Origin of the sequence: Chromohalobacter sp. HP20-39 (assembly GCF_033052815.1) — a bacterium.
Lineage (GTDB): Bacteria > Pseudomonadota > Gammaproteobacteria > Pseudomonadales > Halomonadaceae > Chromohalobacter.
This window is the reverse complement of the sequence record NZ_JAWHTP010000872.1, coordinates 1-257: the sequence shown is the minus strand read 5'-3', so window position 1 is coordinate 257 and position 257 is coordinate 1. Positions and strand designations below refer to the sequence as shown.

The 257-nt window shown below is 68.1% G+C and carries 1 pseudogene; it reads left to right on the top strand.

The window, feature by feature from the left end:
- Positions 1 to 257 (top strand): annotated as a pseudogene (locus RVY79_RS20460) (acetyl-CoA C-acyltransferase); the annotation flags it as partial.

Here is a 257-nt window from a genome sequence, read left to right as displayed (position 1 = left end):
TAGCGCTCGCCACCACGCCGCTGAAGGCGCTCAAGGAGCGCAACAATCTCAAGCCCGGCAGCGTCGATGACGTCGTGCTCGGCGTCGTCGATCCCGGTGGCGAAGCCGGCGGTGACCTCGCGCGCATGGCCGCGCTGTCGGCCGGCTATGGCAACGACGTCCCCGGCATCCAGATCAATCGCTTCTGCGCGTCCGGCCTCGACGCCGTGAACTTTGCAGCCGCCCAGGTGATGGCCGGCCAGCACGAACTCACCATC